The sequence below is a fragment of the Stenotrophomonas maltophilia group sp. RNC7 genome (genome assembly GCF_030910085.1).
Lineage (GTDB): Bacteria > Pseudomonadota > Gammaproteobacteria > Xanthomonadales > Xanthomonadaceae > Stenotrophomonas > Stenotrophomonas sepilia.
The window spans coordinates 1-551 of the sequence record NZ_JAVFVN010000558.1 but is presented as its reverse complement, the minus strand read 5'-3'; the positions used below and the strand labels follow the sequence as shown (position 1 = coordinate 551).

At 55.2% G+C, this 551-nt stretch carries 1 protein-coding gene; it reads right to left on the bottom strand.

Annotation, left to right across the window (positions count from 1 at the left end; translation table 11 throughout):
• On the bottom strand, positions 1 to 551 hold a 551-nt coding region (locus RCF13_RS10795; RefSeq protein ID WP_308141155.1), incomplete at both ends, for a LysR substrate-binding domain-containing protein.

The following is a 551-nucleotide window of genomic DNA, read 5'->3' as shown; positions in this document are numbered from 1 at the left end:
GTTTCCTCGCATCGCTTCCAGGCTCCTCGCAGCGACGGTCAGAATGAGGTCGGTTCCCATGATTGTTGTTGGAGCGACACTCCAATGTGGCAGCACGAGCGCTACACGACGACTGAATCCGGCCGCGTGGATGGCCTCGTCGATTTCAGTAGAGACGTCTCCATGCACGGCCACCAGCACATGCGGTCGATTGAGATAGTCATCGAGTTCCAGCTTTATGTCTGGTGACGGAAGCGACCTCCGATCAACAAGGCAGGAATATTGGTCCGATAACAGGTGTTCGGCGAGAATCTGGGCAGGCAATTGTGAAAATACACCCAGTCCTATGTCGATATTTCCGTCAACCACTCCGGCGATCATTCCCTCCCTGCTTAACTGAACGACGGAAAGATCAATTCCCGGCGCCGCTCGCCGCAACTGTTTCACGAGATGGGGAAGAATGATGTTGGCGCCATAGTCCGACATTGCAAGTCTGAATACGTGACGACTGCGTGCGGGATCGAAGCCGTCGGGACCCAGCACGGAACGTATTTGCGCAAGCGCTTCTGTCA